The organism is Actinomadura sp. NPDC048032 (assembly GCF_040653175.1).
Lineage (GTDB): Bacteria > Actinomycetota > Actinomycetes > Streptosporangiales > Streptosporangiaceae > Spirillospora > Spirillospora verrucosospora.
The window spans coordinates 1-6,507 of sequence record NZ_JBEZJP010000450.1 but is presented as its reverse complement, the minus strand read 5'-3'; the positions used below and the strand labels follow the sequence as shown (position 1 = coordinate 6,507).

Annotated in this window: 8 protein-coding genes; 6 read left to right on the top strand and 2 right to left on the bottom strand. The window is 75.9% G+C overall.

All coding sequences use genetic code 11. The features are described from left to right. Positions 1–102: 102 nt before the first annotated feature. Complete coding sequence (locus AB0C69_RS36015) at positions 103–309, top strand: hypothetical protein (protein WP_360359879.1); 207 nt, start codon at positions 103–105, stop codon at positions 307–309. Positions 310–330: 21 nt separating this feature from the next. On the opposite strand, the gene AB0C69_RS36010 is transcribed toward AB0C69_RS36015, so the two are convergent. Then, positions 331–1,506 carry a cytochrome P450 gene (locus AB0C69_RS36010; RefSeq protein ID WP_345184099.1) on the bottom strand — a complete coding sequence of 392 codons (1,176 nt, stop codon included), beginning with the start codon at positions 1,504–1,506 and terminating at the stop codon, positions 331–333. 199 nt (positions 1,507–1,705) lie between these two features. Between AB0C69_RS36010 and AB0C69_RS36005 the strand changes: the two genes are divergently transcribed. From AB0C69_RS36005 to AB0C69_RS35985, 5 genes are read left to right on the top strand one after another with little or no spacing between them, the layout of a single operon-like run. Beyond that, positions 1,706–2,707, top strand: coding sequence for a ketoacyl-ACP synthase III (locus AB0C69_RS36005; RefSeq protein ID WP_345183970.1), 1,002 nt, complete (start codon positions 1,706–1,708; stop codon positions 2,705–2,707). A gap of 2 nt (positions 2,708–2,709) precedes the next feature. Further along, complete coding sequence (locus AB0C69_RS36000; protein ID WP_360359875.1) at positions 2,710–3,510, top strand: glycosyltransferase family A protein; 801 nt, start codon at positions 2,710–2,712, stop codon at positions 3,508–3,510. Next, positions 3,507–4,676 carry a cytochrome P450 gene (locus AB0C69_RS35995; RefSeq protein ID WP_353834582.1) on the top strand — a complete coding sequence of 390 codons (1,170 nt, stop codon included), beginning with the start codon at positions 3,507–3,509 and terminating at the stop codon, positions 4,674–4,676. The genes AB0C69_RS36000 and AB0C69_RS35995 overlap by 4 nt, the downstream gene beginning before the upstream one ends. After that, positions 4,673–6,178 carry a class I adenylate-forming enzyme family protein gene (locus tag AB0C69_RS35990; protein ID WP_360359871.1) on the top strand — a complete coding sequence of 502 codons (1,506 nt, stop codon included), beginning with the start codon at positions 4,673–4,675 and terminating at the stop codon, positions 6,176–6,178. Before AB0C69_RS35995 ends, AB0C69_RS35990 begins: the two co-directional genes overlap by 4 nt. Beyond that, positions 6,175–6,330, top strand: coding sequence for an NAD-dependent epimerase/dehydratase family protein (locus tag AB0C69_RS35985; protein WP_360359869.1), 156 nt, complete (start codon positions 6,175–6,177; stop codon positions 6,328–6,330). The genes AB0C69_RS35990 and AB0C69_RS35985 overlap by 4 nt, the downstream gene beginning before the upstream one ends. On the opposite strand, the gene AB0C69_RS35980 is transcribed toward AB0C69_RS35985, so the two are convergent. Continuing rightward, complete coding sequence (locus AB0C69_RS35980) at positions 6,311–6,454, bottom strand: hypothetical protein (protein WP_360359866.1); 144 nt, start codon at positions 6,452–6,454, stop codon at positions 6,311–6,313. The genes AB0C69_RS35985 and AB0C69_RS35980 overlap by 20 nt on opposite strands. Positions 6,455–6,507: the final 53 nt, after the last annotated feature.

Below are 6,507 nucleotides of genomic sequence, written 5' to 3'. Positions count from 1 at the left end.
GTCCCGTCAGCGTGACGACGCGCTGTCGGCAAAGGTCGCCAATGAGGCGACGTCGCTGCGGGCGGCCGATCCCGCGGCCGCGAGCCGAGCCCCCGGGCGGCGGTGCTCCAGGTGGTCGGCGGCGTGCTGGTGCTGCTCGCGATCTCCTTTGCGCTCTGGTGGTGGAACTCCGCCCCCCGCGACGAGCGGCCGGCGCGGCCGGTCGGTCCGACGATCACGCACTCCCCGGCGCCCGCCCCGACCCCGACGGCCCCGACCCCGAACGCCCCGGGGAAGCAGGCCCCGCCGACCGAGATCCCCGAGGTCTAGCGTTCCGGAGCGGCGCCGGCCCTAGGCGGACCGCACGCGCAGCTCGGCGTACGACGGGACGAGGACGCGGCGGGCCGGGCGGCGGGAGGCGACCCGGTACGGGCGGCCGGAGGCCAGCAGCGTCTCCAGCATCCGGGCCACCTGGACGCGCGCGACGGCGGCGCCGAGGCACAGGTGCCGCCCGCCGCCGAACCACAGCTGCCGCGTCTCGGGCACGTACGCGCGGCGGACGTCGAACGGCCCGGCGGCGCCCGTCGCCCGGTAGGTCAGCAGCAGGACCCGGTCGCCCGCGCGGAGCCGCCGCCCGCCGAGCGCGGCGTCCCGGGAGACGTGCCGCCCGATCACCGGCGCGGGGGCCGCGACGCGCAGGCCCTCGCGCACCGCGTTGTCCATGAGGGACGGGTCGTCGAGCAGCGCCCGCTGCCCTCCGGTGTCGTGCAGCAGGGCGGCGGTGCGGACGGTCCCGGACGCCCCGGTCTCCGTCCCGGCGATCACGAGCAGGGTCGCCAGGCCGCGGGCGAGCGGCAGGCCGAGGCCCATCTCGCGGCAGCGGCCGAGGAGGGTGTCCGGCCCCGCCGTCCGGTAGGCGTGCGGGACGCCCGTGGTGATCTCGTCCACGACGGCGCGGGCCCGCGCGACGACCGCCGGGTCCAGGCCGGTGGACGCGGTCGTGCCGAGCGCCAGCCGGGCGAGCCGCTCCCCGGAGGCGAAGAGCGCGCGGTAGGCGGCGTCGGCCCGGTCCGCGGGCAGGCCCAGCAGGTCGGCGACCATGCGTCCGGCCAGGACGCGGGCCGCGTCGGCGACGTCGACGGCGGCCCCGGCGGCGAGGCGGGCGGCGAGCGCGGCGTGGGTCCGGCCCTGGGAACGCTCCACCAGGGTCCGCGCGGCGTCCTCGGTGAACAGGTCCCGGGCGCGGGTGCGGACCTCGGTGTGCGTCGCCCCGCCGAAGAACCGTCCCATCTCGTCCCCGAAGAGCTGCGTCCAGAGGTGGCCGACGCCGCCCTCGCCGTTCATGCCGAAGCGGGCGTGGTCGTTGAGGACCTGCCGCGCGAGGACGGGGTCGGTCACCACCCACCCGAGCCTTGGCACGCGGGTGATGGGGCCGGTGTGGCGCGCCGCCTCCAGGAGGGCGTACAGGCCGGGGTTCGCCGTCCACAGCAGCCGTGCCTCGTACCGCGCCGCCCGGTCGGTCCTCATGCTGGTCACCCGCCGATTCTGGCGGGCGGGGAACCCGGAGGGAAACGCGGTATCCCTCAAACCGGGCTAAGTGGCAGTACTCACGACGTACCGGGTACAACGCCCGGTCCGGGATGCGTAGGGTTCCTCTGACCGGGAGCGCCCGCGTTCGGCGAGGCTGGCCGGACACCGAGCACGAGGAACCGGGGGACCCGATCCCATGAGAGCCCGCATCACCGCCGCCGCCGCGCACCTGCCGGACCGGACGGTCAGCAGCGCCGAGGTCGAGGCCCGCGTCGCGGCCGAGAGCGCCGGGTACCGGCCGCACCCCACGATCGTGGAGCGGATGACCGGCATCCGCGCCCGGCACGTCATGCGCGACGACGAGCAGGCGTCCGACCTCGCCGTCGCCGCGGCCCGCCGCGCCCTCGCCGACCGCGCGGTCGAGCCGGAGCGCCTGGACCTGCTGGTCTTCGGGTCGGCGTCGCAGGACCTCGTGGAGCCCGCGACCGCGCACATCGTCGCCGCCAAGCTCGGCGCGACCTGCCCCGTCTTCGACGTCAAGAACGCCTGCAACAGCTTCCTCAACGGCCTCCAGATGGCCGACGCGCTGATCCGCACCGGGCAGCACGAGCGCGTCCTGGTCTGCACGGGCGAGAGCCCGTCCCGCGCGATCCGCTGGAACGTGCGCGACCGCGCGCAGTTCGTGGACGCGTTCGCCGGCTACACCCTCTCCGACGGCGGCGCCGCGATGCTCGTCGAGGCCGCCCCGGACGGCGGGATCTTCTACCGCGACTTCGCCGCCGTCTCCGCCGCGTGGGAGGTCGGGACGCTCCCGGGCGGCGGCTCGATGCACCCGCGCGACCCCGAGTTCGGCTACTTCAGCGGGGACGGGCGGCGGCTGAAGGACGCCTTCCTGGCGACCGGTCCGGAGATCTTCACCACCGCGCTCACCAAGACCGGGCTGACCTGGGACGACTTCGCGGTCGTCGGCGTCCACCAGGTCACGCTGCCGTACCTGGAGACGCTGCGCGCGATCCTCGGCATCCCGCCCGACCGGCTCGTCGTCACGCTGCCCGACCACGGCAACGTCGCGTCCGCGAGCCTCCCCCTGCAGATCGCCACCGCGCTCGCCGAGGGGCGCTGCGGGCCCGGCGACAGGATCGCGCTGATCGGGCTCGCCGGCGGCGTCAGCCTCGGCGTCGTGTTCGCGGAGCTGTGACGATGAACCAGCCCGGACCCGCGGAGCCGATGAATCTGTGGATCGTCGTCCCCGCCTACAACGAGGAGAGCTCGATCGGCGCGACGCTGCGCCGCCTCGCCGCGCAGACCGACACCGGTTTCACGCTCGTCGTGGTCGACAACGGCAGCACGGACGCGACCGCCACCGCCGTCAAGGAGTTCGCCGCCGGCACGGAGGCGTTCGACGTCCGGATCGTCCACGAGCCGGAGAAGGGGACGGGCGCCGCGGCCGACACCGGCGTCCGCCACGCGATCGGCGCGGGCGCCACGCACGTCGCCCGCACCGACGCCGACTGCCTGCCCCACCGCGGCTGGGTCGCGGCGGTGAAGCGGGCGTTCGCCGAGGGCCTGGAGATGGTGTCCGGACCGCTGCTGCCGCGCACCGACGAGTTCCCGCTGAAGTTCTGGGAGCGCCGCCTGCTGCCCGCCGTCATCGACCTCGCCGCCCTGTTCGGGCGGTTCCGTCCCGGCAACCAGGACCCGCTGTACCTCGGGCCGTACGTGATGATGCCGGGCTGCAACCTCGCGATCACCGCCGACCTGTACGCGCGGGCGGGCGGCTTCCCCCGCACCCGCATCGAGGACGTCCACGAGGACCGCGCGCTGGTCAACCGCGTCCGCTACGTGACCGACGCCTACGGGCTGCGCAGGGACGTCGTCGTCTACGGGTCCGTCCGCCGGCTCCGCGCCTTCGGGCTCGTCAGAACGCTCGGCTGGTACGCCGACCACCGCTACCGCCCCGCCGTCGTGGACATCCGGCTGAGCGCGGGGGACGGCCGGTGAACTGGGAGACGCGGCTCTACCTGGCCGCCCATCCGGTCGCCTACCCCCTGCTGCGCGGCGTCGCGCGGCGCGGGCCGGTCGTGCGCGTGCCCGGAGTCGGGGTGGTCGTGAACGACTCCGCCCTGGCCCGCGAGGTCCTCATGGACGGCGAGACGTTCCGCAAGGACGGCCCCGGCTCGCCCGGCGAGCTGTGGACGCCCGTCCTCGGGCCGTCCGTCCTGCTCAACATGGAGGGCGACGCCCATCGCGCCCTCCGCCGCCGCCTGACCGACCTGTTCACCCCCTCCTACACCGAGGCGCTGTGCGCCCGCGTGCTGGCCGAGCCGCTGGCCGCGCTGTCGGACCGCCTGCGCCGCGGCGCGGCCGTCGACCTCGTGGACGCGGCGCGCGTCATGGCCGGAACCGTGATCGGCGAGGTGATCGGGCTCGAGGGCGGCACCGAGGCCGCCTACCGGGACCTGTTCGACGAGGGAGAGAAGATCGTGTCGATGGTGTCGCTGCGCACGCGGCGGCTCTCCCCGTCCCAGGCCCGCCGCGCCCGCGCGGTGCTCGACCCGCTCGGCGACATCGCGGCGAAGTCCTACCTGGCGGGGGACGAGTCCACCGTCATGGGGCGGATGCGGGCCCTCGGCCTGTCGCGGGACGAGGCGCGCGGCGCCGCCGGCGCGTTCTTCCTGACCGGCACCGAGACCGTCGCCACGCTGCTGCCGCGTCTGATCGCCCTGCTCGCCGACCACGGGCAGCTCGACCGCGTCGCCGGCGACCCCGCTCTCTTGGACCGCGCCGTGGAGGAGGCGATGCGGGTCGCGACGCCGACGCCCGTCATGCTGCGCAGCGTGCACCGCCCGGCCGCGGTCGGGGGCGCGGCGGTCCGCCCGGGCGACCGGGTGCTGATCGCCACGCACAACTGCTGCCGCGCCCACGGCCCGTTCGACCTGGACCGGCCGCACCCGCCCGAGCTGCGCCGCCTGTGGTTCGGCGCCGGGCCGCACTTCTGCATCGGGTATCCGCTGGCCATGGCGCAGATCCGGCTGGTCGCCCGGACGCTGCTCGCCGCCGCGCCGCTCACGGTCACGCGCCGCGCCGCCGCCCGGAACGTGCTGATCCCGACGTACCGCCACCTGGCCGTCCGGTCCGGGCGCTCCCCGGAAGGGAGGGCGGCATGACGCTCGTCCGGCGGCTTCTCGACCAGGCGGCGCGGACGCCGTCCGCCGTCGCCCTGATCTCCGGGGACGGCGCGGAGCTCACCTACGGCGACCTGCGGCGGCAGGTGCTCGCCGTCCGGCACGGGCTGCTGTCCGGCGGGCTCTCCCCGGGCGACGGCGTGCTGTTCTCGGTGCGCCCCTCGCCGGAGTCGCTCGTCCTCGCGCTGGGCGTGGTCGCGGCCGGGGGAGTCGTGGTGTTCGCCGACCCGGGGGCCGGGCCGGAGATGTTCACCGCGCGGCTGCGGCTGGCCCGTCCCCGCTGGTCGGCGGCCGAGTCGGTGCTGTACGCGGGCAGCAGGCTCCGGCCCGTCCGGGCGTACGCGCGGCGGCGCGGGCTGCTCCTGCCGAACCTGGCCGACCTGCAGATTCCGGGTGTGGGCCCGATGCGGCACCTCCACGTGGGCCGCCGCCTGCCGGGCGTGCCCCGGGGGGCGCTGTCCTTCGCGCGCCTGGCCGGGGGCGAGGCCCCCGAGCCCGACCGCGAGGCCGACCCGGACGCGCCCGCCGCCGTCATCTTCACGTCGGGGACGACGGCGGACCCCCGCGCGGTCGTCCACACGCAGGCGTCGCTGGCGGCGGCGCTCGACCTTTTCCGGTCCCGGCTGCCCCTCGGGCCGGGGGACGTCGTCCACACCGACCAGCTCATGCTCGGCCTGCCGACGCTCATCGCGGGCGCCCGCTGGTCGATGCCGCCGCTCTTCTGCGCCCCGGCCGACTTCGCGCGGCTGATGCGCGAGCGGCGGGCCACGCACACGTTCTGCGTCCCGGTCCACCTGGCCGAGATCCTGGACGCGTGCCGCGAGCTGCCGCCGTCCGTCCGGTACGTGTTGCTCGGCGCGGCGCCCGCGCCCCCGGCCGTGCTCCGGCAGGCGGTCGAGGCGGCCCCCGCCGCGGAGGTCCTGTCGGTGTACGCGATGACGGAGATCCTGCCCGTGGCGATCGCGTCGGCGCGGGAGAAGCTCGCGCACGACGGGCCCGGCGACCTGCTCGGCGCGCCGCTGCCCGGGGTCGGGGCCCGGCTCGGCGCCGACGGGGAGCTGCTGCTGTCCGGTCCCAACCTGTGCCGCGGCTACCTCGGCGCGGACCCCGTCGCGGAGCTGCCGACCGGCGACCTCGCGCGGCTGGACGGCGGCCGCCTCGTCCTGACCGGCCGCAAGAAGGACATGCTGATCCGCGGGAAGTTCAACCTCTACCCCGGCCTGTACGAACCGTCGATCGCCGCACTGCCCGGCGTGGCCGAGGCCGCCATCGTGGGCGTGCCGGACCCGCGGACCGGGGACGAGGAGGTCGTCCTCGCGGTGGTCGGCCCCCGCGACCTGCCCGACCGGCTGCGCCGGACCCTCCCGGACGTCATCGACCACGACGCCCTCCCGGACCGCATCGTCATCCTGGATGAGCTGCCCCGGTCCGGGCGCACCCGCAAGCTCGACCGGGACCGGCTCCGCGAACTGGTGGCGCCGTGAGGATCGCGGTGACCGGGGCGTCCGGGTTCGTCGGCGGCGCGGTGTGCCGGGCGCTCGCGTCCGCGGGGACCGCCGTGCTCGCGTTCGGCCGCCGCCCGGCGGTGAACGCCGTCCACGTGGGGGCGGCGCGCCCTACCGGTCCTGGGACCTGACGCGGGGCCCGCTTCCGGACGCGCCGATCGCGAAGAACGCGGCGAACCCGAGGTCGAGCAGGCCCGCGTACCCGACGACGATGTTGATCCCGAGCCCGAGGATCGCGTAGACCAGGATCGGCAACCCCTTTCACTGATTGTGAAGTGAGTCACAAGCGCCGGAAAAGCATGATCAAT

What these genes read in the sequence shown, in the direction of transcription:
- AB0C69_RS36010 (WP_345184099.1), bottom strand. Translation starts at nt 1,506, where the DNA reads ATGAGGACCGACCGGGCGGCGCGGTACGAGGCACGGCTGCTGTGGACG.
- AB0C69_RS36005 (WP_345183970.1), top strand. Translation starts at nt 1,706, where the DNA reads ATGAGAGCCCGCATCACCGCCGCCGCCGCGCACCTGCCGGACCGGACG.
- AB0C69_RS36000 (WP_360359875.1), top strand. Translation starts at nt 2,710, where the DNA reads ATGAACCAGCCCGGACCCGCGGAGCCGATGAATCTGTGGATCGTCGTC.
- AB0C69_RS35990 (WP_360359871.1), top strand. Translation starts at nt 4,673, where the DNA reads ATGACGCTCGTCCGGCGGCTTCTCGACCAGGCGGCGCGGACGCCGTCC.